This is a genomic window from Roseibium sp. R5 (assembly GCF_055755305.1).
Genome location: NZ_CM146910.1, coordinates 22,270 through 48,562, shown reverse-complemented (window position 1 = coordinate 48,562; position 26,293 = coordinate 22,270). Strand labels below are relative to the sequence as shown.

Annotated in this window: 24 protein-coding genes; 16 read left to right on the top strand and 8 right to left on the bottom strand. The window is 57.3% G+C overall.

Going from position 1 to position 26,293, the window contains the following annotated elements; genetic code table 11:
* Positions 1-284 precede the first annotated feature (284 nt).
* Positions 285-1,577, top strand: a complete 1,293-nt coding sequence (locus tag AC0J4F_RS00240) for a DEAD/DEAH box helicase (protein ID WP_133948245.1) — start codon at positions 285-287, stop codon at positions 1,575-1,577.
* On the opposite strand, the gene AC0J4F_RS00235 is transcribed toward AC0J4F_RS00240, so the two are convergent.
* Positions 1,553-1,735, bottom strand: a complete 183-nt coding sequence (locus AC0J4F_RS00235; RefSeq protein ID WP_133948243.1) for a hypothetical protein — start codon at positions 1,733-1,735, stop codon at positions 1,553-1,555. The two genes, AC0J4F_RS00240 and AC0J4F_RS00235, sit on opposite strands and share 25 nt — an antisense overlap.
* A 710-nt stretch (positions 1,736-2,445) precedes the next feature.
* Complete coding sequence (locus tag AC0J4F_RS00230; RefSeq protein WP_133948241.1) at positions 2,446-2,823, bottom strand: winged helix-turn-helix transcriptional regulator; 378 nt, start codon at positions 2,821-2,823, stop codon at positions 2,446-2,448.
* Positions 2,824-3,001: 178 nt separating this feature from the next.
* Here AC0J4F_RS00230 and AC0J4F_RS00225 point away from each other — a divergent pair, with 178 nt between their 5' ends.
* A complete protein-coding gene (locus AC0J4F_RS00225; protein ID WP_473025076.1) occupies positions 3,002-3,772 on the top strand; it encodes a nuclear transport factor 2 family protein in 771 nt (256 codons plus the stop codon).
* Between the two features lie 86 nt (positions 3,773-3,858).
* Here the strand turns inward: AC0J4F_RS00225 and AC0J4F_RS00220 are convergent, their stop codons facing one another.
* Positions 3,859-5,535 (bottom strand): electron transfer flavoprotein-ubiquinone oxidoreductase, encoded by a 1,677-nt coding sequence (locus AC0J4F_RS00220; protein ID WP_473025075.1) that lies wholly within the window; start codon positions 5,533-5,535, stop codon positions 3,859-3,861.
* Positions 5,536-5,931: 396 nt separating this feature from the next.
* Here AC0J4F_RS00220 and AC0J4F_RS00215 point away from each other — a divergent pair, with 396 nt between their 5' ends.
* The 5 genes from AC0J4F_RS00215 (at position 5,932) to AC0J4F_RS00195 (ending at position 9,300) form a co-directional block, all read left to right on the top strand.
* Positions 5,932-6,831, top strand: coding sequence for a uracil-DNA glycosylase (locus tag AC0J4F_RS00215; protein ID WP_473026467.1), 900 nt, complete (start codon positions 5,932-5,934; stop codon positions 6,829-6,831).
* Between the two features lie 310 nt (positions 6,832-7,141).
* The gene (locus AC0J4F_RS00210; RefSeq protein ID WP_473025074.1) at positions 7,142-7,777 is read left to right on the top strand and encodes a PilZ domain-containing protein; all 636 of its coding nucleotides are present in this window, start codon (positions 7,142-7,144) and stop codon (positions 7,775-7,777) included.
* A 90-nt stretch (positions 7,778-7,867) separates the two neighbouring features.
* Complete coding sequence (locus AC0J4F_RS00205; protein ID WP_133948234.1) at positions 7,868-8,725, top strand: S49 family peptidase; 858 nt, start codon at positions 7,868-7,870, stop codon at positions 8,723-8,725.
* 47 nt (positions 8,726-8,772) lie between these two features.
* Positions 8,773-8,958: a hypothetical protein gene (locus tag AC0J4F_RS00200; protein ID WP_473025073.1), complete on the top strand. Its 186-nt coding sequence runs from the start codon at positions 8,773-8,775 to the stop codon at positions 8,956-8,958.
* A 108-nt stretch (positions 8,959-9,066) separates the two neighbouring features.
* Positions 9,067-9,300: a hypothetical protein gene (locus tag AC0J4F_RS00195; RefSeq protein WP_133948230.1), complete on the top strand. Its 234-nt coding sequence runs from the start codon at positions 9,067-9,069 to the stop codon at positions 9,298-9,300.
* 33 nt (positions 9,301-9,333) lie between these two features.
* On the opposite strand, the gene AC0J4F_RS00190 is transcribed toward AC0J4F_RS00195, so the two are convergent.
* From AC0J4F_RS00190 to AC0J4F_RS00180, 3 genes are all read right to left on the bottom strand, one after another.
* A complete protein-coding gene (locus AC0J4F_RS00190) occupies positions 9,334-9,924 on the bottom strand; it encodes a hypothetical protein (RefSeq protein ID WP_133948228.1) in 591 nt (196 codons plus the stop codon).
* 93 nt (positions 9,925-10,017) lie between these two features.
* Complete coding sequence (locus AC0J4F_RS00185; RefSeq protein WP_133948226.1) at positions 10,018-10,548, bottom strand: MAPEG family protein; 531 nt, start codon at positions 10,546-10,548, stop codon at positions 10,018-10,020.
* A gap of 51 nt (positions 10,549-10,599) precedes the next feature.
* The gene (locus tag AC0J4F_RS00180; RefSeq protein ID WP_133948224.1) at positions 10,600-10,917 is read right to left on the bottom strand and encodes a hypothetical protein; all 318 of its coding nucleotides are present in this window, start codon (positions 10,915-10,917) and stop codon (positions 10,600-10,602) included.
* 109 nt (positions 10,918-11,026) lie between these two features.
* On the opposite strand from AC0J4F_RS00180, the gene AC0J4F_RS00175 reads away from it, so the two are divergent.
* The 7 genes from AC0J4F_RS00175 (at position 11,027) to AC0J4F_RS00145 (ending at position 20,560) form a co-directional block, all read left to right on the top strand.
* Entirely contained in the window at positions 11,027-11,623 is a 597-nt protein-coding gene (locus AC0J4F_RS00175) for a TetR/AcrR family transcriptional regulator (protein ID WP_133948222.1), read from the top strand.
* Between the two features lie 190 nt (positions 11,624-11,813).
* A complete protein-coding gene (locus AC0J4F_RS00170) occupies positions 11,814-12,779 on the top strand; it encodes a glycine--tRNA ligase subunit alpha (protein ID WP_133948220.1) in 966 nt (321 codons plus the stop codon).
* A gap of 440 nt (positions 12,780-13,219) precedes the next feature.
* Entirely contained in the window at positions 13,220-13,777 is a 558-nt protein-coding gene (locus tag AC0J4F_RS00165; RefSeq protein WP_133948218.1) for a LemA family protein, read from the top strand.
* Between the two features lie 22 nt (positions 13,778-13,799).
* Complete coding sequence (locus AC0J4F_RS00160) at positions 13,800-15,761, top strand: DUF2207 domain-containing protein (protein ID WP_473025072.1); 1,962 nt, start codon at positions 13,800-13,802, stop codon at positions 15,759-15,761.
* A gap of 390 nt (positions 15,762-16,151) precedes the next feature.
* Positions 16,152-17,372 (top strand): sodium/glutamate symporter, encoded by a 1,221-nt coding sequence (gene gltS, locus AC0J4F_RS00155; RefSeq protein ID WP_133948214.1) that lies wholly within the window; start codon positions 16,152-16,154, stop codon positions 17,370-17,372.
* Between the two features lie 593 nt (positions 17,373-17,965).
* Positions 17,966-20,053 (top strand): glycine--tRNA ligase subunit beta, encoded by a 2,088-nt coding sequence (glyS, locus tag AC0J4F_RS00150; RefSeq protein WP_473025071.1) that lies wholly within the window; start codon positions 17,966-17,968, stop codon positions 20,051-20,053.
* A 66-nt stretch (positions 20,054-20,119) separates the two neighbouring features.
* Positions 20,120-20,560, top strand: coding sequence for a 6,7-dimethyl-8-ribityllumazine synthase (locus AC0J4F_RS00145; RefSeq protein ID WP_473025070.1), 441 nt, complete (start codon positions 20,120-20,122; stop codon positions 20,558-20,560).
* A 14-nt stretch (positions 20,561-20,574) separates the two neighbouring features.
* Here the strand turns inward: AC0J4F_RS00145 and AC0J4F_RS00140 are convergent, their stop codons facing one another.
* Together AC0J4F_RS00140 and AC0J4F_RS00135 are read right to left on the bottom strand one after the other, a co-directional pair.
* Positions 20,575-21,753: an FAD-dependent oxidoreductase gene (locus AC0J4F_RS00140; RefSeq protein WP_473025069.1), complete on the bottom strand. Its 1,179-nt coding sequence runs from the start codon at positions 21,751-21,753 to the stop codon at positions 20,575-20,577.
* Between the two features lie 108 nt (positions 21,754-21,861).
* Positions 21,862-23,097, bottom strand: a complete 1,236-nt coding sequence (locus AC0J4F_RS00135; protein WP_473025068.1) for an MFS transporter — start codon at positions 23,095-23,097, stop codon at positions 21,862-21,864.
* Positions 23,098-23,506: 409 nt separating this feature from the next.
* On the opposite strand from AC0J4F_RS00135, the gene nadA reads away from it, so the two are divergent.
* On the top strand, positions 23,507-24,589 hold the full coding sequence (gene nadA, locus AC0J4F_RS00130) for a quinolinate synthase NadA (protein ID WP_473025067.1): 1,083 nt from the start codon (positions 23,507-23,509) through the stop codon (positions 24,587-24,589).
* Between the two features lie 99 nt (positions 24,590-24,688).
* The gene (locus tag AC0J4F_RS00125; RefSeq protein WP_473025066.1) at positions 24,689-26,293 is read left to right on the top strand and encodes an L-aspartate oxidase; all 1,605 of its coding nucleotides are present in this window, start codon (positions 24,689-24,691) and stop codon (positions 26,291-26,293) included.

The window sequence follows — 26,293 nt, the reverse complement described above, 5'->3', positions numbered from 1 at the left end:
GACAAAACCATCAGAAAGGCAGATACACCGCACGTCATTGCCGCTGCCGCGTGAGCAGCAAGCACAGGCCCGAGCGGCCGGGAGCAGATGCTCCGATTGAATGTGCCAGGCATGACAGGCTCATGTCCAAATTAGCCGGACATATTCCCAGTACCCAGTTCACGCGGGGGCTGACGGCTTGTGCAGATGGCGAGATAGCCTCTGCAGCCGCAACCGCAACAGGACCGCGATCAACAGGCGGTCACGCAGGCGCGACCTCGTCCGCCTGACAAAGGATATTTGATTTGACCAACTTTGAAAGCCTGGGGCTTTCCAGCTCTCTGCTGAGCGCCATCAAAGACAATGGCTATGAGGCTCCGACCCCTATTCAGCAGAAAGCAATCCCGCTTATTCTTGACGGACAGGACCTGATGGGTCTGGCGCAGACCGGGACCGGCAAAACCGCCGCATTCGGACTGCCCCTCATCGAGCGTCTTCTGGCCGAGCCGCAACGGGCGGCACCCAAAGGGACCCGTGCGCTGATCCTGGCTCCGACACGCGAACTGGTGAACCAGATCGCCAAGAACCTGATTTCCTTCCTGAAGACCACCCCTTTGCGGGTGACCTCTGTGGTCGGCGGTGTGTCCATAAACGGGCAGATCAAGCGGTTGTCGAAAGGCACCGATATTCTGGTGGCAACACCAGGCCGGTTGCTGGACCTCGTGGACCGCAATGCGGTTGATCTCGGCTCGGCATCGTATCTGGTGCTTGATGAGGCTGATCAGATGCTGGACCTCGGCTTCATTCATTCACTGCGCCGTATTGCCGGTCTTGTGGCCAAGGAGCGCCAGACGCTTCTCTTCTCGGCAACCATGCCGAAGCAGATCAACGAGCTGGCGCAATCCTACCTGACGGATCCGGCACGTGTTGAAGTGTCTCCTGCTGGCCGGACCGCCGACAAGATCCGCCAGAAGGTTCACTTCATGGACGCCAAGGCGAAGACCGGATTCCTGATCGATGTGTTGTCGGATCAGCCGGACGACATGTCGCTGGTGTTCTGCCGAACGAAACACGGCGCCGAACGCCTGATGCGCAAAATGGCGCAGGCGGGCATTGCTGCCGGATCGATCCATGGCAACAAGAGCCAGAACCAGCGCGAGCGCGCGATTAAGGAACTTCGTTCCGGCGCGATCAAAGTTCTGGTCGCAACGGACGTTGCAGCGCGCGGTATCGACATTCCGGGCGTCAGCCATGTCTATAATTTCGAATTGCCCGAAGTCGCCGAAGCTTATGTGCACCGGATCGGCCGGACTGCCCGTGCAGGTGCGGATGGCGATGCGGTTGCACTTTGTGCTCCGGAAGAAATAGGTCTCTTCCGTCAGATCGAGAAGCTGATCGGCATCGATATTGAGGTTGTCAGTGGTGAAGTGCCGCCGATGTCCGCTGCAAAGGCTGCCAAGCGCGCGAAAAACAACAAGTCCGGTGGCGGTGGCAAGCCACGGTTCCAAAAGGCTGCCGGTGCAGGCGACAACGACAACGGTCGCCGGTTTGCCAAGAACCGTCGCCGTCGCCCTCAGGCGCGCAAGAACGCGGCATAATCGAGCATTTGCCAAGTATCAGACGCTGAAAACAAAAGCACCGGGAAGTGGCCTTCCCGGTGCGGTGTCCTGTGGTCGATGGGGTCAGTGCAGTCAATCCGCGCTGAGTAGTCATTTGTCACATCGAGCCAAAAGTGCGAGACCGCCGCGTCTCTCATTTTGCCCTCTGCTCCTGGTCCACAAGACACCATTTCTGCCTTTGCGTTTAAACGCTAAGCGAGACTCGGTGTCCGCAGGTGCAAGCCCACTCTAATCTTCTAAGACTTTATTATTATCTTTCCGATGCAAGTGAATTTAGGTTAATCATTTGCAAAGTGCAAATACAACCTAGACTGCGTCAATCGTGGTTTTAGACGTATAAAAATGATAAAAATCAACGTTTTAACCGAGGTGTGCTGCGGAATATTTAGGTTGTGTTGCGTAAGTCCTGAACGAAGTCTCTAGCTGTGTGAAATCCGGAAAACCTTAAACATCAATGAATTGTTCATTGTATTTTCTTTATCTATTACCCCATAAAAAATGATTATATCGTCAAATTTTGCCCCGAGGCTGTGGATTGAAAATCGATAATTCGGCTGAAGATGCTCGCAAAAGCGCCGAATCCTTGTGAATCATGCAGTCCAAGGTTGTGTGGTGTGTTTTGCATCCGGAAGAGTGCGCGCCAGCAACGTTGGGTTTAATGGTAAGTCTATGTATTTGATAGATCTTTTAAGCCATAACTTTTGTTTATGTGTAACCCGCTCTGGTTTTAGGAGCCTCAATCCTCAGCCGGTCTCCAGCACCAATAAGGACTGATGCCACGTGTCCAGTCGACGTTGCGTTTCAAGTCTGCACGTCCACTCCAGTCATATCCGTCCAAAGGATGGGCTTATTTCGGATGGGCCCGATCATACTCCAGGCGGGCTGTTTTAACCTGCTCCATCTGCTCGCCGGACCAAAACACCAGAGGCTTCAAAGTGGCAACCAGGCTTTGGCCGAGTGGCGTGAGTTTATAGGATACAGCGACCGGCGGGCCTGGATCGACCGTGCGGGTGAGATAGCCGTCCCGCTGCAGTCCGCGCAGATTTTCCGTCAGCACCCGCTGCGTGACATCTCCGATGCAGCGTTTGATCTCGCCAAAACGCATCGGTCCATCTTCCAGCGCCAGAACAATGATCATGCGCCATTTGCCGGTGACATTGGAGAGAACGGATCGGATCGGACAGTTCGAGGCTTCAGCCTTGGTTTCAACACCAATTGGGAGCATGGGATGTCTCGGTATGCATAGGGAACCAGTGACAGATATCAAACTTGGATTATGTGTCAGAACACATGGCAAAACAACAGGTATCCTGGAGCATACCTTGTGATAAATTAGTGCGTAATTGACTGTAGGTGCAGAATAAATACTTACTATGGCGACGACACAAACAGAGGATACAAACATGTCGCCGAAGGAATTGGTACTTGCTCTTTTGACCGCAGCTTTCGTGGATCACGATCCAGAGACTGCCAAACCGTTGTTGGCGCCCGATTACATTCAACACAATCCGGCGATCCCGACCGGCGCGGACGGATTGCTGGGCGCAATCCCAATTGTGAAAGACACCGGTTTGACCGTCATAACTCACCGTGTGATCTCGGAAGGTGATTATGTCGTCTTGCACAACACCTATGAAAATGCAGATGCCTTTGGGGCGCCGAGCCTAGTCGCTTTTGATGTGTTTCGGGTTGAAGATGGTGTTGTTGCCGAGCATTGGGACAATCTCCAGGCACCGCCCGAGGCAACGGTCTCCGGGCGGTCAATGACCGATGGCCCTGTCGAAGTGACCGACCATGACCGCACACAGGAAAACAAGGAACTGGTTGTGGGTTTCGTCCGGGACGTTCTTGGTGGTGCAGCGCCGCAGAACGTGACCCAGTACATGGATCCGGCGGTTTACATGCAGCACAATCCGCTCATCGGTGACGGGCTCAACGGCCTTATGAAGGCCATTGAAGAGTTTGCGGCCCAGGGGGAGGTGATCACGAAGTTTGAGCCGCAAATCGTCGTTGCCGAGGGCAACTTCGTGTTCGTTGCCTCTGATGCCGTCATGGGCGGCGAGCCCTGGGCGTTTTTCGATCTGTGGCGGGTCGAGGCCGGCAAGATCGTTGAGCACTGGGACGTCGTGTCCCCGATTCCAGCAGAGATGGCACACGACAACGGCAAGTTCTGAGCAGCTTCAACACGTTGAACATAAGAAAAAGCCGGGGCGTCAAATCGGACGTCCCGGCTTTCTGGTTTTTTCTGTGAACGAACAGATCACATGTTCGGGTAGTTCGGACCGCCTGCGCCTTCCGGCACCGTCCATGTGATGTTGCGGTTCGGATCCTTGATGTCGCAGGTCTTGCAGTGCACGCAGTTCTGCGAGTTGATCTGGAAACGCGGTGCGTCCTCGCCTTCTTCCACCCACTCGTAAACCCCGGCCGGGCAATAACGGTTGGATGGGCCAGCGTAGATGTCGTGCTCGGACATCTTCTGCAGTGTTTCGTCAGCAACCTTGAGGTGGATCGGCTGATCTTCCTCATGGTTCGTGTTCGACAGGAAGACCGATGATAACTTGTCGAAGGAAATCACCCCATCCGGCTTCGGATAGTCGATCTTCTTGCAATCCTTGGCCGGTTTCAGCGTTTCAGAATCCCGCTTGCCGTGTTTCATGGTGCCGAAGAAGGAGAAGCCGAACAGTTCGTTGGTCCACATGTCGAGACCGCCGAGGGCAACGCCCAGCACCGTACCGAATTTCGACCAGAGCGGTTTGGCGTTGCGGACTTTCCAAAGATCCTTGCCGATCTCGCTGTCGCGCCACGCTTGATCATAGGCGGCGAGCTCTGTATTGGCCTCGCCGCGGACGATCGCGGCCATGACTTCTTCTGCTGCCAGCATGCCGGAGAGCATCGCGTTGTGCGATCCCTTGATCCGCGGCACGTTGACGAAGCCTGCGGAGCAGCCCATCAGCAATCCGCCCGGGAAGGACAGTTTCGGCATGGACTGATACCCGCCTTCTGTAATGGCACGTGCGCCGTAGGCCAGGCGCTTGCCGCCTTCGAATGTCTCGCGGACGGCCGGGTGCGTCTTGAAGCGCTGGAATTCGTCGAACGGCGACAGCCACGGGTTTTCATAGTTCAGGTGCACCACAAAACCGACAGCCACCTGGTTGTCTTCCAGGTGATACAGGAAGGAGCCGCCGCCGGTCTTGCCGTCCAGCGGCCAGCCGAAGGAGTGTTGGACCAGGCCCTGATTGTGCTTTGCCGGGTCGATCTGCCAGAGTTCCTTGATGCCGATGCCGAACTTCGGAACATCGCTGTCCTTGTCGAGCTCGAACTTCTCGATCAGTTCTTTGGCAAGAGATCCGCGCGCACCTTCGCCGATCAGGGTGTATTTGCCGCGCAGCTCCATGCCGCGGGTGAACATTGCGTTTGGCTTGCCATCGCGGCCGATGCCCATGTCGCCGGTCGCAACGCCCGTGACATTGCCGTTGTCGTCATAAAGGATCTCGGCTGCAGCAAAGCCCGGATAAATCTCGACGCCGAGCGCTTCCGCCTTTTCCGCAAGCCAACGGCAGACATTGCCAAGCGACACGATGTAATTGCCATGGTTGTTCATGAGCTTCGGCATGAACATGTTCGGCAGGCGCATCGAGCCCGCTGGCCCAAGCACAATGAACTGGTCGTCCGTGACAGGGGTTTTCAACGGCGTGTCTTCCTCGCGCCACTCCGGCAGCAGCTTGTCGAGGGCAACCGGATCAATCACGGCGCCAGACAAGATGTGCGCACCAACCTCGGAGCCCTTCTCCAAGACCACGATGCTGATGTCTTCGCCTTTTTCATTGGCGATTTGTTTCAAACGGATCGCGGCGGCCAGACCAGCCGGGCCAGCGCCGACGATCACCACATCCACGTCCATGCTTTCGCGTTCGCCGAGCGCGTCCTGTTCGCTCATGAAATGTCTCCCTCCACAAGGTTCGCAGTGCCGGTTTCGCGCGATTTGCCGTTCAATGACAGGCAATTCGCGACATTTTGCATATGAAAATGCGAAGCCGGTTGCCGAATGCTCCTATTTGGGGCCAGATAGACCAAAGCTCGGCTCGGGCGTCAAGTGCAAAAGTGACGCTTACGTAAACGTAATTATGCCTACCTGTCGATGCGGTGCCTTCCTGTTTGGTTGCGCAACTCTTTACGCAAAGGGTGTGGGAGGATATCTGCGGCTGTGTGGTGCCGCCTTGGCAGGCATGACCTCTTAGCTTAGTTTACCGGTTCATCTGATGACTGCATCTGCGGTCAGTCTCTGGGCGCTCGGCCCCGTTGGAGAGTTCGTTTGCAACACAGCCCGTCTGATATGCGGCATCTGGAAGCCCTGCTGGATTTCTATCTGGCATCAGGCGTTGATGCATCGCTGGGTGAAGACGTCGTTGATTGGTTCCAGCTCTCCGAAGTTCAGGCAAAAGCACGCCAGCAAATTGCCACACCGCAGGCTGCAGCTCAGCCAGTTGCTCCGGGGCAGGGCTCCTCCCAACAAGTTCGGCAGATGCCGCCGCAGCACCAATCCCCCTCTCAGCCCGGACCAGCCCCGGCCGCGCTGGTCGTTGGAGCCGGTCCCCGCAGCCCCACCGATCACGGAGCAATCCCGGATCAGGCGGTCATTTCCATGGCGCGAGAGTTGGCCTCTAGCACCGGGTCTCTGGCTGATCTGCGGGCCTGTCTTGAGGCTTTCGACGGCTGCAACTTGAAACGTACGGCCAAGTCACTCGTATTTGCCGACGGCAACCCGGATGCAAAGGTTATGTTGATTGGCGAAGCGCCGGGCCGCGATGAGGATCTGCAGGGCAAACCCTTCGTCGGTCGGTCCGGTCAGCTGCTTGACCGGATGCTGAAGGCAATTGGCCTCGACAGATCCCAAGTCTATATCGCCAACACCGTCCCCTGGAGGCCGCCGGGAAACCGCACGCCGACACCGCAGGAGACGGAGATCTGCCGCCCGTTCATCCAGCGCCAGATCGAGTTGGTGAACCCGGATGTCGTTGTGTTCCTAGGCGCAGCCTCTGCAAAGACGCTGCTCGGAGTGCAGGACGGTATCCGGAAAATGCGTGGCCGCTGGATGACCTATCCAGTCGCTGGGCGTCAGGTCGCAGCTCTGGCCACCTACCATCCGGCCTACCTGTTGCGCAGCCCGCTTGAGAAGCGGCTGTCCTGGCGCGATTTTCTAAGCGTGAAATCCAAGCTGTCCGAGCTGGGCTGATCGACGAACTGAGGCGACGCAAGGCACTGATTGCAAGCTGACCGTTCGGTCGATTTGTTCAAGAAAATGCAGCCACTACTCAAACACAAGCTCAAATATTTGCATTCTGTATAGAAGAGAAAGCTGTTCAGATATGTTGTAAAGGGCTGTAAGGAAACGGAAAAACAAAATTTCGAAAATTATTATATAAAAGTCACTGCAAATACATCCTAGAGTCACCGGTAGAATTAACAATATTTTTGCGCTTTGAGGCCTATGGTCTTTCCCCAACTGGAAGTGGTCTTTAACCGCTGTCAGCTGGAGATTGGATGTGAAGGAAATCTTTGACCGATATTCCGGCGGCTCCAACATCATGGTCCTGGTTCTCGACTTCGAGACCCTTGATTGCGAGGAGGCGATCGCGACAGACATCACCCGATCCGGATGCCGGATCCGGGACACCTCCCACTCGGAAAAAAACAAACTAATCGGTCTGCGCCTGTCCGGTCTGGACAAGATGGTCAAGGGCAAGATCCGGGATATCCTGGAAGAAGAGGTCCGGGTTTCATTCTTGTTCGAAGACGATACGAAACGGGAAAAGCGCAAGGAAAAGCGCCGCACGGTTTCTATCGCGGCCTCGGTTCTTCCAGGACACGGAATGCCTCCGGTGAGTTGTCAGATCGTGGATGCCAGCCTGTCCGGATGCCGCTTTTTCTGCAATCAGCTAAACGAACTGCCGGACACCATTGCTTTGCGGATCCCGGGCATGGATCTGCCTGTTGGCGGCAGCATCGTCTGGCGCGCCAACGGCTACGCAGGTGTTAAAATGAATTGGCAGTTCAGCGGAAAGACCGAGTTTATGGCGGCCAAGACGATCCGGCCGCCAAGCCTGGCCGAAAAAGCCGGTGCCAATGGCAGCCGCAAAAAGACCCTGGTGAAACAGCCGCACATTATCCCGGCCCGATAATCCTGCTGCCTTGTTGCGATCGTGCAGTGGTATCTTCCAAACCAGCACCTATATCTCCTGAAACAACAAATTAGTCAGGATTACCTCTTCGTGCTGTCTTCCTTGCGCCGGTTTTTGCCCGGTTTTTTGAAAAATGACGCCCCCATCATTCCAGTCGTGCGCCTGCAGGGGCCTATTGGCATGTCCAGCCCGTTGCGGCCAGGCCTGTCGTTGGCAACCGCAGCCCTGCCTTTGGAGCGCGCCTTTTCCATGAAAAAGGCACCGGCTGTGGCGCTTATCGTGAATTCTCCCGGGGGCTCGCCGGTGCAATCGCGGCTGATTTTCCAGCGGATTCGGGATCTGGCCAAGGAGAACGAAAAGGACGTTCTGGTCTTTGTTGAGGATGTTGCGGCCAGTGGCGGTTACATGATTGCGCTTGCGGGCGATGAGATCATCGTCGATCCGTCTTCCGTTGTCGGCTCGATTGGTGTTGTCGCGGCCGGCTTCGGCTTCACGGAGTTGATTGGAAAAATCGGTGTTGAACGCCGGGTCTATACGGCGGGTGAGAAAAAGGTCACGCTCGATCCGTTTCAGCCGGAAGTGCCCGAAGACATCGAATACTTGAAAACCCTGCAGCAAGAGATCCATGACACCTTCATCGACATGGTGAAGTCCCGCCGGGCGGATGTCCTGTCGGATGATCCGGATCTTTTCACGGGCAAGTTCTGGACGGGATCGAGCGCGGTCAATCTTGGGCTTGTGGATTCCATAGGTGATCTGCGCGGTGTCTTGAAAAAGCGCTATGGCGACAAGGCGGAAGCCAAGCTGATTTCGGCCCCGCGCGGCCTGTTCGGCCGAAAGGGCGGCGTCGGCGTCAAACTGGAGGCCGGAGCCCTGACCGCAGGCCTTGGCAATGAACTGATCTCGGCGGCCGAGGAGCGGCTCATGTGGCAGCGCTTTGGTCTTTAAAAAAACGTATTGAGGGTGTGAGCTAAGTCAGCAACAGGGGATATAAGATGACCGAGTTGATTGGGGCCGCTGCATTGGCGGTCGGCGGATACTGGATTGTCCAACGGATCAAGCGCAAGATGGCGGATGTCGAAGCGCAGATCTCCAAGGCGGCGGCAAAGGCTGATCCGGCCGGGCGCGGCAAAAAGCTTGTACTGGATCCTGTCAGCGGGAAGTACCGGCCCCAGAGCTGAAACGGTTTTCAGCGTCGTCCAGAAACCTTGATGCGGTGGCTCGACCAAAGGGCGCCGTGCGCTATTTTTCCTGACACAAGATATTAAACTCAAAAAGGATTGAGAGCCATGTTGCAGGAGAAGCACGGCGATTTGGACGCTGAAAAGCGAAAAAAACTCATTACGCGTTTGCTTGAAGACCTGAGCCGATCGAACCCGGACCTGTACTATCAGCCAACCAGCCAGATCGCACTGCAGATCAAGCAGCAAGTTGATGAAGGCACAAACCTCAACAACGACGACCGGGCGCTGCTATCGCCGCTTACACTGCGCGACATAGAAGTGTTGCTGAGCCTGCATTGACGGGCCTGCTGCGACAACACCCATTTTCGATCCCTAGCCGAAAAAACCAGACCCCAAGGCTTTCCGGCGTTTCAGCGGTTCAGATTGCACGGCCTTGCGCTGGATGAACTTGAAGTGCCCGAGCGCTTCGCGGATCGTCTCATGGATCGGTTTGCGCTCCAGATAATCCATCAACCGGTAGAGATTGATCGGCTGCTTCTGAATGAGCGCTGACACTTTTTCTAAAGCGTCATCAAAGGAATAGGTGTCAATGATCTGGCAGGCCGTTTGCGTCGGCGTGAGGATGTAATAGTCCTGCGCGCGCTTCGGCGTGTAGCGCAGGACATCGAACGGGGATGCCCCTAGCACCTGGGGTTTTGGGATGTAGCAGAACACATCATCGGCCTTGTTGTGCAGGACGGACCCGGAGGTTTGCTTGAAACCGAAGGGTTTGAGCTGCTGAACGGCATGCGTGCGCATGCCCGGGCTCATGATGTCCGCGTCCGAGCGGTCGTAGCGCAGATCGTCGAACACGGAAAAGATGTTCAGCCGGTCATCCACCAGCATCATGTAAACGCTGAGATCCCGCTCTGCGCTAAGGGCTTTTGAAGTCTGCGTTTCCGTACGTGCCAAACTTGCGTCCATGATCTGTCTCCTGTCCTTGGTGAGTTAGGACCGACGAGCCGGCGGGCAACTTGGTTTTCTGCAGCCGGATTGGAGACTTGGTCCAAGTTTTGTTCAAAGCCAAGTCTGCAAAAGAAGCCAAAAGCCCATCAACATCCCGGGAAGCAGGGTGATCAGCATGGCGAAGCCGCGTTTGCTGCTGTCAAAGAGAATGAAGTGCAAGACACGCCCAATGAGAAAAACGGCAACAGCCAACCACAGCCACAACTGCGCAAGCCCAACCATTTCAGATGCTCCCAGAACCAGGATGAAGACTGGCGCATTCTCCATCAGGTTTCCGTGAATCCGGATGCGTTTGAAGAGCGTCGCATCATCGCCGTCGCCTCGAAAGACACCACCGATTTTTTCGCGGCGCAGGCCGATCCAGCCGGTCAGCGGGATGAGAGAAATAGCGAGCAGGCTTGTAACAGTAATTGTGACGGGCAGCAGGACTTGGGTCATTGATTGTCGCCTTTGATTTCCATCGGCGATGCAGGCTTCGTTGATGACAACAAAGCGAGCATCGCCGATCAATTGTTTTCGATTAGAGGGTGGCTTCGATCGAAGCGTTTTACTGATCGACGGGGCGAGTTGCTTGGTTTCCAACCAGGCTCCAGACGAGCCCGGTGTCTATGTCAGTGGGCTGGTCTTGCAGGCTCACATGTCCATGTCCAAAGCTTCTGCGATCTCAATGGTGCCGGTCCCGCTGAGATGAGGACAGCCTTTGGCCAAGGCAATCGCATCTTCCATTGTGTCGGCTTGCAGAACGGTCATGCCGCTCGCTGGATTGGTTCCCCCGTGATCCTCGACACCATCTGGCGTGATCGTTTTCGACGGCCCGACCGGAAGGCCTGGATCAATGACAGCATCAGCAATGGAGGCGCTCCAGGCTTTCCACGCTTGCATGTGATTGACACCATCTTCCCGGCTCTGGATGTCAGGCTTCCCGTGATAAATCAGCAAAAATTTGGGCATGTTGAACTTTCCTTGTTTCAATCAAGGGGAGAACGATTGGCACAAATCAAAATATGATAAAGAACATTTTTAGAGGCGGTGCTAAGTACACCTCGTATCGGAGGAAGTGATGCCCTATAGCGCTGAACACAAGGATAAAACGCGAAAGAAAATTGTGGAGACCGCCCGTGTCCTGTTCAATCGGCATGGCTTCAACGGCGTGTCGATCGACATGGTGATGCAGGAAGCCGGACTGACCCGCGGCGGTTTTTACAATCATTTCAAAAACAAGGAAGAGCTCTTCAGCGAAGCGGTGATGAGCTTTTTGATGGGGCGCGGCGCAGAGTGGCGGGAAGATGCCGGTATCGATGTCACCAACCTGCGGCCCGAAATGGCCCACCAAATGATCAACGCGTATTTGTCGCCGGAACACTTAGATGATCTGGATGGGCAGTGCCCGATGATCGCGTTGCCTTCGGATATTGCGAGAGGTGGGATAGAGGCCCAGCAGTCTTTTCAGACCCTTTTGGAGGCGATGGTCTCTCTGTTTGAGACAAACATGTCCTCCAACGACAGCACCAACAGGCAATGGGCTCAAGCGATCGCTGCGCTGTGCGTCGGCGGGATGGTTCTTTCCCGCGCGCTACCGGATTCAAAGCTGGCAAAGGAAGTGCGCGTTGCTGCGGGCCAATCGGCAAAACGTCTCTTAAGGGAAGGTCAGTGTTGATTTCTTCCGGCAAAAATTGTCCACTTTGGTTTGGAAGAGCGCTCAATTCCGGAAACCGGTCCGTAACTCGTGAGTGGCGTTTACTTCCCACCCTTGACCTCTCCGGTCCTCCGTGGCACCTGTCGCGCCAACAGGCGAGGGGGAACCCTTGCCGCAAGCAATTGGTCCCCGTTCTCAGGAACACGAAAAAATGTCGAGCGACGTTCCGGCGCATATGCGCCCTGAAAACTCCTTCCAAGGCCTCATCCTCACCCTTCAACGGTATTGGGCCGATCAGGGCTGCGTTGTTCTGCAGCCCTATGACATGGAAGTCGGCGCCGGCACGTTCCACCCGGCAACGACCTTGCGTTCGCTGGGGCCGCGCCCGTGGAAGGCAGCCTACGTGCAGCCGTCCCGCCGCCCGACCGATGGCCGCTACGGCGAAAACCCGAACCGCCTGCAGCATTATTATCAGTTCCAAGTGCTTCTGAAGCCGTCGCCATCGAACCTGCAGGAGCTTTATCTTAACTCGCTCTATGCCATCGGCCTCGACCCGAAGGTCCACGACATCCGCTTCGTGGAAGACGACTGGGAAAGCCCGACGCTCGGCGCGTGGGGGCTTGGCTGGGAGTGCTGGTGCGACGGCATGGAAGTGTCGCAGTTCACCTACTTCCAGCAGGTCGCGGGCTTTGAGTGTTCGCCGGTTTCCGGCGAGCTGACCTATGGCCTGGAGCGTCTGGCGATGTACATTCAGGGCGTCGATAACGTCTATGACCTGAATTACAACGGCATGGAAGGTGCCGATAAAGTCACCTATGGCGATGTCTTCCTGCAGGCTGAGCAGGAATACTCCCGCTACAATTTCGAGCATGCCAACACCGAAACCCTGTTCCAGCATTTCAAGGACGCGGAAGCCGAATGCCGTGCCATTCTAGACGCCGGTGCCAAGGCCCGCGACGACAACGGCCTGTCGGTTCATCAGGTGGTGCTGCCGGCCTATGACCAGTGCATCAAGGCTTCTCATGCCTTCAACCTTCTGGATGCCCGCGGTGTGATTTCCGTGACCGAGCGCCAGAGCTACATCCTGCGGGTCCGCGAACTTGCCAAGGCCTGCGGCGCAGCGTTCCTAGAAACAGAAGCCGGCGGCGTCGGCTATCACAATCAGGCCGCTGAATAACGCCGGGCTCCAGCAATAATCCTGACGTGGTCAATAACTAAGTTCAGAAAACGCATCTCTGGAAATGAGTGGGTCCCGGATAATCCTGGCGAATAACCCGTATGCCAACAGAAACAAAGCCCCCCTCCAACCGATGTCACCCCGGGCGAACAACGTAAGACCCGGGGCCTACTCGCAAATCCACGTGCCGAAACGTTTGAAGCGAAATCACCACCGCTCTGCAAATGAGTAGATCCCGGCTCGCGCTTCGCTTGGCGGGATGACAAACTGCTGAGTTGCGGCTGTAATAACATCAGCTTAACCCCGGTAAACTTGTCTCGGACCGTCAAAAGTGTGGTCTGGATTACACTTTTCCTGTTTTGGCCGTTTCGGCTGCGGCCGGGCGATGACATCCGCTGAAAGTCCGGCTAGCCTCCGCTGCAAATGGTTCGGAGGTTTTTATGGCCACGTGGTTTATTCTCGCTCTTTTGATCGCGCTCTCGGTTTTCGCGATCCTTCTTTACAACGCGCTGGTGAAAAAGCGGCAGATGGTCGAGGAAGGCTGGAGCGGGATTGATGTCCAGCTGAAGCGCCGTGCCAACCTGATCCCGAACCTGGTTGAGACGGTGAAAGCCTACGCGTCCCATGAAAAGGAAGCGCTGGAGAACGTAACCCGGCTGCGCACGGATGCCGCTGCCGTTTCGAGTTCGGACATCGCCGGCCGGGCCAGGGTGGAAGGCGCGCTGACCCAGGCGCTGGGCCGTTTGTTTGCCGTCGCCGAAGATTATCCGGACCTCAAGGCCAGCCAGAATTTCGCAGATCTGCACAATTCCCTTGATGAAATCGAAAACGCCATCCAGATGGCCCGGCGCTATTACAATGGCGCTGTGCGCGGCCTCAACGTTGCCGTAGAAAGCTTCCCGTCCAACCTGATCGCAGGCCAGTTCGGTTTTCAAAAAGCAGAGTATTTCGAGATCGAGGACGCAGCGGAGCGCGCTGTTCCGAAGGTTGAATTTTAAGAAGTTTCCGGGAGATCCGATCATGCGGTTCCATCAAGGTCTGATGGCGGTCCTGGCGGCTGTCTTGTGGCTCGTAACAGTCAGCGGTGCGGTCTCGGAAGAACGCATCCTCACATACGTCTCCGACATCGACGTTCAGGAGGACGGATCCCTGATCGTGACGGAAACCATCCGGGTCCGGGCCGAAGGCGATGAGATCAAGCGAGGCATCTTCCGCGACGTTCCCTTGCGCGCAAAAGACGCCAATGGCTGGGAGCATGATGTGCCGTTTGAGCTGCTGGAGGTCTTGCGGGACGGGCAGCGCGAAAACAAGTTCACTCGGGAGAATGGACGCGGTGTCCGGATCTACATTGGCCGCGAAGATGTGTTTCTGGATCCCGGCGTTTACACCTACACGATCAAATACCGCATGTGGCGCCAAGTCCGTTTCTTTGACGGCTATGATGAAGTCTATTGGAACGCGACAGGCAACGAGTGGATCTTCCCGATCGATGAAGCCGTTGCGAGGGTCCGCTTGCCTGCCGGGGCCGACGCTACGCAATATGCTGCCTACACCGGCGCATTCGGCTCTGATGCGACCGATTATGAGGCCTCCGTCGACCCGGCAACGGGGCAGGTGGTCTTCGAGACCACGCAGCCGCTCGGCGCTTACGAGGGCCTGACGGTCGCGGTCGGATTCCCGAAGGGCTTTGTCGCGGAGCCAAGCGAGTCTGAAAAATGGGACATGTGGCTCCAGGACCAGCGGGTCTTTGCGATCGGCGCGCCCGCGGTTCTGATCCTTGTTCTTTATTACTTGATTTCCTGGTGGCGCGTTGGCCGGGATCCGGCCCGCGGTGTCATCTTCCCGCGCTTCAAGGGACCGGATGGCGTGTCGCCGGCGATGGCCAACTACATCACCAATCGCGGGATCGAAGGGCAGCGGTGGGTCGCACTGGCCGCCGCCTGTTTGAGCCTTGCCACCAAGGGACGTCTCAAACTCTCAAAAGACGACAAGGATCTTGTTCTGGAAATGCCCGAGGAGGGCACACCGGTAAATGATGAGCCGCTGCCGAAAGGCGAGGCCGTTATCGAGAGTTACATCCGGGGCCGCGGGACACCGCTTGCCTTGAATGACAAGAACGGCAAGGCGATCAGCGCGCTGGGAGACAAATTCGTTTCAGCGATCAACCGCGAATACAGCGGGGTCTATTTCAAGCATAACGGGTATTATCTGCTGCCCGGTCTTGGGATCAGTGTTGTGACGATCTTCTCGCTGTTTTATTTCGGCAACTTGAGCGATGCGCAGTTCGAGCAGTCCTTTTTGTTCGGCTTTTTCACCATCTTCGGAATTGCGGGCTCCGTCGGCCTGACAATACTGGTTCAAAGCCTGTTTGACAAAACGACGGGGCGCAGCTCCAAGGCCTTGGCGTTCTGGTTGCTATTTGCCGTGATTTTTGCTGGCGCCGTCTACCTTGTCATGCATCTCACCGCGTTTATCCTTCAAATCCCGCCGGAAATTCCCCTGCTGCCCGCATTTGTGATCGGGATTGTCCTGATGTTCATTGTCTATGCCAATGTCATCGACATCCCGACCACCCATGGCCGGGTGGTCATGGACAAGATCGAGGGCCTGAAGCTTTATTTGTCGGTTGCCGAAAAAGACCGTCTGAACATGACGGATGCGCCGAACATGAGTGTTCTTCATTTTGAAAAGCTGCTTCCCTTTGCGGTTTCGCTGGGCGTTGAAAAGCCCTGGTCCACGCATTTTGAAACCTGGCTGTCGAGTGCAGCCAATGCAGGACAGTCGCGTGAATACCGTCCGAGGTGGTACAGCGGCCGAGACTTCGACAGCCGGGACATCTCGCGCAGCGTTGGCGCAACGGCAAGTGCCATGGCCGGATCGTTCCAGTCTTCCCTGCCGGTGTCTTCCAGCTCCAGTTCCGGCTCGTCCGGCGGCGGTTCTTCCGGCGGCGGCGGAGGCGGTGGCGGCGGCGGCGGCTGGTAGCTATCCTCAGACCTCATGGCTCTCAGCAGTCATCCTCGGCCTTGTGCCGAGGATCCAGTTTTTTCAATGTGTAATGGATGTTCGGAACAAGTCCGAACATGACGCCGGAGGGTAGAAGGGGCTTTGTCAGCAGTCTGACCTCTCCCCGCGGGAGAGGTTACCTTGATGCGGGGCTGGGCTGATGCCGCTGTCCCGGCCCTGAGCCGGGACCGGGCGACGTGGCCCCGGATCATGTCCGGGGCGGCTCTGTTGCGCAGCCTATGCTTTGAACCATTTGCGGCATTGCTAGCGGCGGAGGTTGGTAGCTGGCCGCGCTGGCTCGGCGCTGAACTGGTAAACCTCGTCATTCTTCGCTAGGGTCGCTTTGGGCTAAAAAGGGGCAGGTTTGATATGAGCGGCGAAGTGCTGACGCTGGATGAGTTTCTCAGCTTCAATATTGCGATTCTTGTTTATTTTCTGGGCGTTCGTCTAAACAAGCAGTTCGCGTTCCTGCGCCACTACAACATTCCAGAGCCGGTCTCCGGCGGTTTGATGGTCGCAACACTCGCGCTTGTTGCCTACGGGGTCTTCGACAAGGAAATCAGCTTTTCGCTCGGTGCGCGTGATTACCTTCTCTACTGTTTTTTCACCGCTATTGGTTTGAACGCCCGCTTCTCGGATCTTGCCAAGGGTGGCAAGCCGCTGTTGATCCTGTTGATGCTGACGGTCGGCTATATGCTGTTCCAGAATGTCATCGGCACAGGGATTGCCGTCGCCATGGGATTGCCGGTGGGCTTTGGCCTTCTGGGCGGAACGATTTCGCTGGTGGGCGGTCATGGCACTGCGATTGCCTGGGGACCGCGTCTGGTCGAGCAATACGGTGTTGTCGGTGCCGTTGAAATCGGCGCGGCAACCGCAACTCTTGGCCTGATCGCGGCGAGTTTGCTGGGCGGTCCGATCGGCAACTATCTGATCCAGGTAAAGGGTGGCAAGCCGGACCCGAACCGGCCGGATGAAGGCCCGGTGATCGGGATCGAGACCGAGGACGAAGCCGATACAAGCGTAACTCACACCGGCCTGATGCGGGCGATCCTTGTGCTGAACATCGCGATTGCACTCGGTGTCGCGCTACAGGAGGCTCTGGTATACGGCTTCAATCTGGACCTGCCGGTGTTCGTCTGTTGCCTGTTCTGCGGCATCATCCTGTCCAACACCGTGCCTCTCATTTTCAAGAACATTGTCTGGCCAGCCCGGTCGCGCTCACTCGCTGTGATCTCGGATCTTGCGCTCGGGATCTTCCTGACCATGTCGCTGATGAGTCTGCAGCTCTGGACCATCGCTGGGCTCGCCGGGCCGATGATGCTGATCCTGGCCGCTCAGATTTTTGGAGCAGGGCTGTTCATCATCTTCGTGCTCTTCCCCGTGATGGGGCGGGACTACAACGCCTCGGTGCTTGGGGCGGGGTTCGCCGGTTTTGCGCTGGGCGCGACCCCGACAGCCATCGCCAACATGACGGCAGTGACCAAGCAATATGGCCCGGCCATGCAGGCCTTCCTGATCCTGCCGCTCGTCTCCGCCTTCTTCGTCGACCTCGCGAATGCGGTGATTATCGTTCTGTTTTTGGGAGGGTAGCACGCGGTCTCAAGTGTCTTTGAAGTGCAGTCTTGCCAAACGCTACACTGTCATCCCGGACGCAGCAGAGCGGAGATCCGGGACCCACTCGTTCGCAGAGCCGTGGGGAAACGGATCGGCGCCTGCGGCAAGTGGCGCTGCGAGTAGATCCCGGATCTCCTTGCGGTCGTCCTGGACGACGGTCAGGGGGTGGAGTGTCCGTTGAGAAAAGCACGCGCGAGTTCGATGTTACAAAGCAATGCCTCTCCCCTCACTCGGTCATCCTCGGGCTTGACCCGAGGATCCATGCCGTTCGGTCTCCAAACAACACGGCTCGGTTTTGGGCACCGCAACGGCATGGATTACCCGGTCAAGCCGGGTAATGACGAAGGTGAGTGAGGCACAGGCCCAGCCATTCCCTTGGCGATCATCCCGGCAATGGGTTGCTGAGACTGACGCCGATCTGGTCCGGCTCCTCGTCCCAATTCCTGCCGGACGGGCTGACTTTGCGAACCCGTTATTGCCAAAGGGGGTGACAAGCCGCGGCTGACTTGGTAACGGACGGCCAACGCATTTCCGGTGGTTTCCACCCAGACCCGAAGGCTTTTGACCCTATGCCCGATCTTCTGCTTGAGCTGTTCAGCGAAGAAATCCCGGCCCGTATGCAGCGCAAGGCGGCCGAAGACCTAAAAACGCTTGTGACCAATGCCTTGGTGGATGCCGGTTTGCCCTATGAGGGTGCCAAAGCCTTTGCAACGCCGCGCCGGCTCGCCCTTCATGTTGCCGGTGTGCCGGCCGGTTCTGCCGCGACCCGGGAAGAGCGCAAGGGTCCGCGCGTCGGCGCGCCGGAAAAGGCCGTCGAAGGGTTTTTGCGCGGGGCAGGGCTTGCCTCCATTGACGAGGCGACGATCCAGAGCGACCCGAAGAAGGGCGATTTTTACGTTGCCGTGATCGAAAAGCCGGGCCGCTCCGCCATCGACATCATCGCCGAATTCATGCCGGGCATCTTGCGCAACTTCCCGTGGCCGAAGTCGATGAAGTGGGGCACCACATCAACCCGCTGGGTCCGTCCGCTGCATTCCATCGTCGCCACCTTCGGTCCGGAAACCGAAGAGCCGGATATCGTGCCGTTCGAGTTTGACGGGATCAAGTCCGGCAAGACCACACGCGGCCACCGGTTCCTTGCAGATGTGGCCTTCGATGTGCGCCGGTTCGACGACTATGCGCCGGCCCTAGAAAAGCACAAGGTCGTGCTGGATGCCGACCGCCGCAAGGACATCATCCTTGCCGACGCAAAAGACCGCGCTTTGGCGCTCGGGCTTGAGCTGGTTGAGGATCCGGGGCTTCTTGAAGAAGTCGCCGGTCTGGTCGAATGGCCGGTCGTCCTCACCGGGTCTTTTGACGAGGCGTTTCTGGAGATCCCGGACGAGTGCATTCAGCTGACCATCAAGGTCAACCAGAAGTGCTTTGTTCTGAAAGACCCGAAAACGGGCAAACTCGCCAACAAGTTCGTTCTGATCTCAAACATCGTTGCGCCCGATGACGGCCAGCTGATCATCGCCGGCAATGAGAAGGTGATCCGTGCGCGCCTGTCGGACGCCCAGTTCTTCTGGACCAGCGATCTGAAAACCAAACTCTCCGATAATCTGCCGAAGCTGTCGGATGTGAAGTTCCACGAAAAGCTTGGCAGCGTCGGCGAACGGGTTCAGCGCCTAATCGCGCTCTCCGCAGAGCTTGCGCCGCTGGTTGGCGCAGATGCAACCAAGGCCAAACGCGGTGCGGAACTTGCCAAGGCCGATCTTGTCTCCGCGATGGTCTTCGAGTTCCCCGAACTGCAGGGCCTTATGGGCCGCTACTACGCCACTGCACAGGGCGAGGACGCCTCGGTCGCGACCGCAATCGAAGAGCATTACAAGCCGCAGGGTCCGAGCGACAACGTGCCGGTCGATCCGGTCGCGATTTCCGTGGCCTTGGCCGAAAAGCTCGATCTTCTCACCGGCTTCTGGGCGATTGACGAAAAGCCGACCGGCTCCAAGGACCCGTATGCCCTGCGCCGCGCTGCTCTGGGTGTCATCCGGATTGTTCTGGAAAACAATTTGCGCCTGAAGCTGGGGGATCTGATCCTCTCCGCGCTGAAAGCCCAGTCTGCAAAAGCTGATGATGAAGCAGCACTGGTTGCCGATCTTCTCTCCTTCTTCGCCGACCGCCTGAAGGTCCACCTGAAGGACGAGGGCATGCGGCATGATCTGATCGACGCCGTGTTCGCGCTCGAGGGTCAGGATGATCTCCTGATGGTCGTGAAACGCGTTGAAGCCTTGCAGAAATTCGTCTCCTCCGACGACGGCACCAACTTGGCAGCCGGCTACAAGCGGGCGGTGAACATCTTGAAGGCGGAAGAGAAAAAGGACGGCAAACCGGTTACCGGCAAGCCGCACGCGGATCACCTGTCCGAGCAGGCCGAGATTGATCTGGCAGCTGCCATCGACACGGGCCGTGCCGAGGCCGCCGAGGCTGTGAAATCGGAAGACTTTGAAGGGGCCATGGAGGCGCTGTCCAAACTGCGTGCACCGGTCGACAAGTTCTTCGAGGACATTCTGGTCAATGCCGACGATCCGGCACTTCGGATGAATCGTCTTCAGCTGCTCGCCGAAATCCGCGACGCCACCCACGTGGTTGCCGATTTCTCCAAAGTCGCCGGTTAACTCACAGATCCGGGCCTTATCCGATGAGGCTCGTTCCACTTATTCTGTTGCTTATAGGAGTCAGCCGTGACTGCAGCACCAACCCGCTATGCCTTCATCAAGGCCAACTGGCATGCCGAAATCGTGGACCGCGCTCTGGATGGGTTTTGTGAAGTGATCCCGGCCGACCAGGTCGATGTCTTCACCGTGCCCGGCGCCTTCGAAATGCCGTTGCTCGCGCGCGATCTGGCCAACAGCGGCAAATATGCTGCCGTCGCTGCGGCGGCTCTGGTGGTCGATGGCGGGATCTACCGGCATGACTTTGTGGCGCAGGCCGTTGTCAGCGGCCTGATGCAGGCGAGCCTAGACAGCAATGTACCGGTCCTGTCGGTGTCTCTGACCCCGCATCACTTCCAGCCGACCGAGCACCACATCGGCATCTACAAGGACCACTTCGTCGAAAAAGGCCGGGAAGCCGCGCAAGCGGCCCTCATGATCGGCGAAACCCGGGAGAGCCTTAAGGTCTAACGGTCAGTTCCGGTTCAGTCGCCTGACATCACTTTGGATATGTCGTCTATCAGATGCTTCAAGGTGTAGAACTCCATCAGCTTGTCCCTCGCCCACGCTCCAGGGGCTGAATTGATGAACATCAGCTTGGAAAGATCGCGGGAGTTTTTCTCTGCGGTCTCCACGCGGTGTCTCTGGCGTTTTTCGAACAGTTCCAGAGCATAATGCATATGCTTTGCGTCGGCACGGGAGAGCTCGTCGGCGAGCGCCGCAGCGGAATCCATTGCGGCCGAAGCGCCGACCCCTGCTGTCGGCAAGAAGGCTGCGGCTGCATCGCCAAGCAAAACAGTGCGGCCGTTTGACCAGGTTTTGGACCGGCAATCAGCCATTTTCCAGTAGGTTGGGCTATCCGTATGGTCACGGGCCTGGAGCGCTTTCCGGAAAGGGCCATCTGGAAGCTGAGCTTCGATTTTTTTGGCGTAGTCTTCGCCATTCGCCTGGTGCAGCTCGTCATGGCGCCCGGCAACAAACATGCCGATCCGTCCGGGCACCGGATAAAGTCCGAGCCCCCATCCTGAGGACCACAGTTCGGCATAGGTGTCGTCAGCAAAACCGTCCCAGTTGCTCCACATCACAAAACCGCCCCAACCGGTATCGAAGTCTTCGACATCATTGGTGCTGAGGATTTGGTGACGTGTGGCCGAATGGATGCCGTCGGCGCCGACGATTACGTCGAACTCAAGTTGGGAGCCGTCCTCAAAACGGGCCAATGCTCCGTTGACCAGGTTTTCGAGGCTCTTGACCTTGGTGTCATAGCAGATCGGCCCGGATGCGTTGCGTAGCAGCGACAGCAGCTTTCCGCGTTCAACGCCGCGCAGCGCTCCAAAGCGTTCAAACAATTCTGAAAGATCATAGCGGTTGATCGACTGGCCGTGCCGATCAAAGATCTCGTAGTACCGCATATCAAGACTGTCGCGCGCCAAAGCCTCAGACAATCCGAGTCCGTTCAGAACACGGCCGCCAAGCGGCATAAGGCCGAGCATGTAACCGCTGCCGGAGTGCGCCGGATTGCGCTCGATCATGGCGGGACGCTCGCCCCGTTGTCTCAGGAGTGCATTCAGGGTTGCCCCCGCGATCCCCGCGCCGACAATAAGGATCCTCAACCGGCATCCGCTCATCTGGGCTTCGAGCTGATCTGCGACAAGGTTTGACATGACTATCTGCACTCCTTGATGACTTTACGTCACAAAGAATGCGCGATAGGGCCTGCGCTTCGGTTAATCGGCCTACTGGATGCCAAAATAATCCTTAAATGGGATCCCTCACTCCGCCGCTTGCTGAGTGAGACGGTCGACGGGCTTTTCCTGGATCGGCCAGTGAATGATGGCCGCGGCTATGCCAAGGGCAATGCCCATCCACCAGATGGCGTCATAAGAGCCGGTTTCGTCGTAAAGCTTGCCCCCGAGCCAGACGCCCAAGAACGAGCCGATCTGGTGCGACAAGAAGACGAAACCAAACAGGGTTGCCATGTAGCGCGGGCCGAACATCACCGCGACCAGCCCCGACGTCGGCGGCACGGTGGACAGCCACAAAAGGCCCATTAGCGCCGAGAACACGAGCACGGAAACCGGGGTCACCGGCAGCATGATAAAGCCGAAGATGACCACGGCCCGGGCAAGATAGATCAGCGACAGAAATATCGGCTTGGAATAGCGCCCGCCGATATAACCCGACGCGAGCGAGCCGACGATGTTGAACAGGCCGATCAGCGCAATCGAGGTCGCGCCCCATGACGGGTCAAGCCCGAGATCTGCTATATAGGGCGGCAGGTGGACGGTGATGAACGCCACGTGGAATCCGCAGACGAAAAAGCCAATGGTCAGCAGAATGAACCCGCGGGTGCCGAACGCCTCGGCCATCGCGCTCGTCAAGCTCTGGTCCGCAACAGCCTGATCGGAAGAAGGCGGAGCTGCCTTGCCTTTCAGAGCAATCGCCAAAAGCGGGATCAGGGCGATCAGTCCCATGAAAACGATCAGAGTCTGCTGCCAGCCAATGCCGGCAATCAGAGCACCGCCCAGTGGGGCAAACAGGAACTGCCCGAGAGACCCGGAGGCCGTTCCAATGCCGAAAGCGAGTGAACGTTGTTCCGGCGACACTGTCCGGCCAAAAGAGGCGAGCACAAGCGAGAAAGACGAGAAGGCGACGCCCAGGCCGATGAGGACACCTGCCGAGACATGCAGCGCAACCGCGCTTTGGGCATCGACCATCAGGAAGAGGCCAGCTGCATAAAGCGCCGCGCCAATAGCCATGGCTTTCCAGGTGCCGAATCGGTCGGCGAACATCCCTGCAATCGGCTGGCCAATTCCCCACATCAGGTTCTGGATGGCAATCGCCAGCGCGAAGATCTCCCGGTTCCAATCGCGGGCTTCTGTCATCGGCTGGAAGAAGAGGCCCATGGCAGAGCGGGGCCCGAAGGAAATCAGCGCGATCAGACAACCGCAGGCGATCACCAGGGGAATGTTGGGTCCATCGCGCCGCGATGTGGATGCAGTTGACATCAGAACCTCTCATCGTGAATTGACGATAAGATACTCCTGTCCGCCAAAACGGCCAAACGTGTATTTGTGATGTGTCCATCAATCTTGAGAATGAATTGCCGGTTGAGGCCAACGGAAGGCCGGACCGTCCCGAAGTGCGGACGAACTCCTGCAGGCCCAAAATCCCCTTTGGTTAGCCGGCGTTGGAAACCATATATTTTGTCAAGGAATATCAATCGCTTGCGAACTGTTTTTGTGTTATTTGCCAGAAAGTAATAGATTTTGCCACGAAAGCCTCTTATATAAACTCCGAACGAGCAAAAGAGATGGGCGCAAGCCCGTTTTCTTTTGAACTTAATATGCTCAAAATGAGTATAAGTGTACATCGGGCCAAAACACCGGTGTTCGAGCCAAAATGAGGGAGGTCGCCATGACCATTGCCCAAACAACCGCACCGGTCGGAACCCCGATCAACGACGGCCTGACGGCCCTGGATCGCTATGGCAAATTGACCCGTCCAGATCTGAGTTACACGGCTGAAGTTGCGGAAGCGACGGCCCCGATCTACCAGAAGGTGAAGCACATCATTCCGGAGATCGAGTGGCCCGCCTTGGCCCCGACAATCCACGCGATCAACAAGCTGAAAAAAGAGCGGAATGCGGTCATTCTGGCGCACAATTACATGACGCCGGACATCTTTCATGGCGTGGCCGACATTGTGGGTGACAGCTTGCAGCTTGCGATCGAGGCGACCCGCACCGATGCGGAAGTCATCGTCCAATGTGGCGTGCACTTCATGGCGGAAACCTCCAAGATCCTGAGCCCGGAAAAGACCGTTTTGATCCCGGACATGAAGGCCGGCTGTTCCTTGGCTGAGTCCATCACTGGCGCGGATGTGCGGGCCTTGCGCGAGCGCAACCCAGGCATCCCGATCATCACCTATGTGAACACGTCCGCCGACGTGAAGGCGGAATGCGATATTTGCTGCACGTCGTCCAATGCCTTGCAGGTGGTTGAGAGCTTCGGCGTCGACAAGGTGTTCCTGATTCCGGACAAGTATTTGGCAGCGAATGTCGGCAACAAGACCGATGTTGAAGTCCTGATCTGGGATGGCGCCTGTGAGGTTCACGAGCGGTTCACCGCGCAGGAGCTGCGGGATTATCGGAAGATCGAGCCGGAAGTGAAAATCATCGCGCACCCGGAATGCCCGCCCGAAGTGGTCGCGGAAGCGGACTTTGCCGGCTCCACCGCGCACATGATTGATTGGGTGAAGACCAAACAGCCGGAGAAGGTAATGATGATCACCGAATGCTCCATGGCAGACAATGTCGCCAGCGAGACCCCGGAAGTGAACTTCATCCGTCCCTGCAACCTGTGCCCGCACATGAAGCGGATTACCTTGGACAAGATCCTCGACACCCTTCTTGAGATGAAGGACGAGGTGGTTGTCGATCCGGTGATTGCCGAAAAGGCACGGGTGGCTGTTGAGCGGATGATCAACTTGAAAATTTGACCGCTCAAGGTTAGGTCACACATCTTCAAATGAATATCTTCCGGGCTTGGGTCCGGAAGCTCTTTTTGGGCATCGCTCAGTTCCATCCAGGAAGGTCCCATGGCCATCTCGACCGATGATTTTGTACCTGCCTATCCGGGCAAGGATGTCGATGACGTTGTCATTTTGGGCGGTGGTTTGGCCGGCCTCTTCTGTGCACTGAAGTTGAGCCCACGGCCCGTTACGATCATCTCCAACGCACCGATCGGGCAGGGCGCGTCGTCCGCCTGGGCTCAAGGCGGTATTGCTGCTGCGATTTCTGAAAAGGACTCGGTCGAAAAACACCGCGACGATACGTTGGCGGCCGGCTGCGGCATTTGCGAAGAAAACATCGTCGATCAGATGACTCGCGAAGGCAGCGAACGCGTTCGGGACCTTCTGTCTTATGGCGTGCCGTTTGATCAGGATCTGGAAGGCCGCCTTCAGTTGTCGCGTGAGGCAGCGCACTCGCACAGCCGGGTTGTCCGTGTTCGTGGCGACATGGCCGGCAAGGCGATCATGGATGCGCTTATTGCCGCCGTCCGCCGAACCCCGTCGATCCGGGTGCTTGAAGGCTATATGGGCGAAAGCTTCATCGGCGAAGGCCGGTATGTGACCGGTGTTCTAGCCCGGCGCCGTGGCGGTTTGGAACGGATGGCCTTTCCTGCAAAGGCGGTTGTTCTGGCGTCTGGCGGCATCGGCCACCTTTATGCCATGACCACCAATCCCGGCGAAGCCAATGGCCATGGATTGGCGATGGCCGCCCGCGCTGGTGCGGTCATTTCGGATGCCGAATTTGTTCAGTTCCACCCAACGGCCCTGGATGTGGGCTCTGATCCTGCTCCCCTGGCAACCGAGGCCTTGCGCGGCGAAGGCGCGATCCTTGTCAACAAAGCCGGCGAGCGGTTCATGGAAGGCATCCATGCCGATCTGGAACTCGCGCCCCGTGACATTGTCGCCAGGGCCATTCATCGGGAGATCCTTGAAGGCCGCGGTGCTTTTCTCGATTGCCGGGACGCGATTGGCGCCCGCTTTAAAGACGACTTTCCAACCGTGTTTGCTGCCGCGCAAAGCGCTGGCCTCGACCCGGAAAAAGATCTGCTGCCGGTCGCACCGGCCGAGCATTACCACATGGGCGGCGTCCTGACCGATGCCAACGGCCGGACATCCCTCGACAATCTTTGGGCTGCAGGGGAAGTTGCCAGCACGGGCGCGCATGGAGCGAACCGCCTGGCCTCCAATTCCCTTTTGGAAGCCGTGGTGTTTGCTGCGCGCATTGCGGAAGATATCCAAGGCCTGATGCCGACGCCGCGCAGCGCTTTTTGGGACGAGATGGACGCAGCGCCGGGTCTGCCAAGCCAGCGGAACATCGAAGAGCGCGATGCGATCACGGTCCTGCGGAGCACACTGTCTGAGAATGCCGGTGTTCTGCGCAGCCGGGAAGGCCTGAGAAAGGCGCTGGCGGATATTCAAAAGGCGGAAAGCGTCTGCGTGCGCCAGTCTATTCAGAACATGATGGTGACCGGCAAACTGATTGCGGCGGCTGCCCTCATGCGCGAAGAAAGCCGGGGCGGTCATTTCCGTACCGATTTCCCGGATGAAAACCCGGCAATGGCCAAGCGGTCCTACACGACCTTGAAAGAGGTCAACGCGCTTGTTGCCGAGAGCCTTGAAACAGCAATCTGA

Coding starts and splice junctions, on each gene's coding strand:
- AC0J4F_RS00235 (WP_133948243.1), bottom strand. CDS start 1,735: ATGAGAGACGCGGCGGTCTCGCACTTTTGGCTCGATGTGACAAATGAC.
- AC0J4F_RS00230 (WP_133948241.1), bottom strand. CDS start 2,823: ATGCTCCCAATTGGTGTTGAAACCAAGGCTGAAGCCTCGAACTGTCCG.
- AC0J4F_RS00225 (WP_473025076.1), top strand. CDS start 3,002: ATGTCGCCGAAGGAATTGGTACTTGCTCTTTTGACCGCAGCTTTCGTG.
- AC0J4F_RS00220 (WP_473025075.1), bottom strand. CDS start 5,535: ATGAGCGAACAGGACGCGCTCGGCGAACGCGAAAGCATGGACGTGGAT.
- AC0J4F_RS00215 (WP_473026467.1), top strand. CDS start 5,932: ATGCGGCATCTGGAAGCCCTGCTGGATTTCTATCTGGCATCAGGCGTT.
- AC0J4F_RS00200 (WP_473025073.1), top strand. CDS start 8,773: ATGACCGAGTTGATTGGGGCCGCTGCATTGGCGGTCGGCGGATACTGG.
- AC0J4F_RS00195 (WP_133948230.1), top strand. CDS start 9,067: ATGTTGCAGGAGAAGCACGGCGATTTGGACGCTGAAAAGCGAAAAAAA.
- AC0J4F_RS00190 (WP_133948228.1), bottom strand. CDS start 9,924: ATGGACGCAAGTTTGGCACGTACGGAAACGCAGACTTCAAAAGCCCTT.
- AC0J4F_RS00180 (WP_133948224.1), bottom strand. CDS start 10,917: ATGCCCAAATTTTTGCTGATTTATCACGGGAAGCCTGACATCCAGAGC.
- AC0J4F_RS00175 (WP_133948222.1), top strand. CDS start 11,027: ATGCCCTATAGCGCTGAACACAAGGATAAAACGCGAAAGAAAATTGTG.
- AC0J4F_RS00170 (WP_133948220.1), top strand. CDS start 11,814: ATGTCGAGCGACGTTCCGGCGCATATGCGCCCTGAAAACTCCTTCCAA.
- AC0J4F_RS00165 (WP_133948218.1), top strand. CDS start 13,220: ATGGCCACGTGGTTTATTCTCGCTCTTTTGATCGCGCTCTCGGTTTTC.
- AC0J4F_RS00160 (WP_473025072.1), top strand. CDS start 13,800: ATGCGGTTCCATCAAGGTCTGATGGCGGTCCTGGCGGCTGTCTTGTGG.
- gltS (WP_133948214.1), top strand. CDS start 16,152: ATGAGCGGCGAAGTGCTGACGCTGGATGAGTTTCTCAGCTTCAATATT.
- glyS (WP_473025071.1), top strand. CDS start 17,966: ATGCCCGATCTTCTGCTTGAGCTGTTCAGCGAAGAAATCCCGGCCCGT.
- AC0J4F_RS00140 (WP_473025069.1), bottom strand. CDS start 21,753: ATGTCAAACCTTGTCGCAGATCAGCTCGAAGCCCAGATGAGCGGATGC.
- AC0J4F_RS00135 (WP_473025068.1), bottom strand. CDS start 23,097: ATGTCAACTGCATCCACATCGCGGCGCGATGGACCCAACATTCCCCTG.
- nadA (WP_473025067.1), top strand. CDS start 23,507: ATGACCATTGCCCAAACAACCGCACCGGTCGGAACCCCGATCAACGAC.
- AC0J4F_RS00125 (WP_473025066.1), top strand. CDS start 24,689: ATGGCCATCTCGACCGATGATTTTGTACCTGCCTATCCGGGCAAGGAT.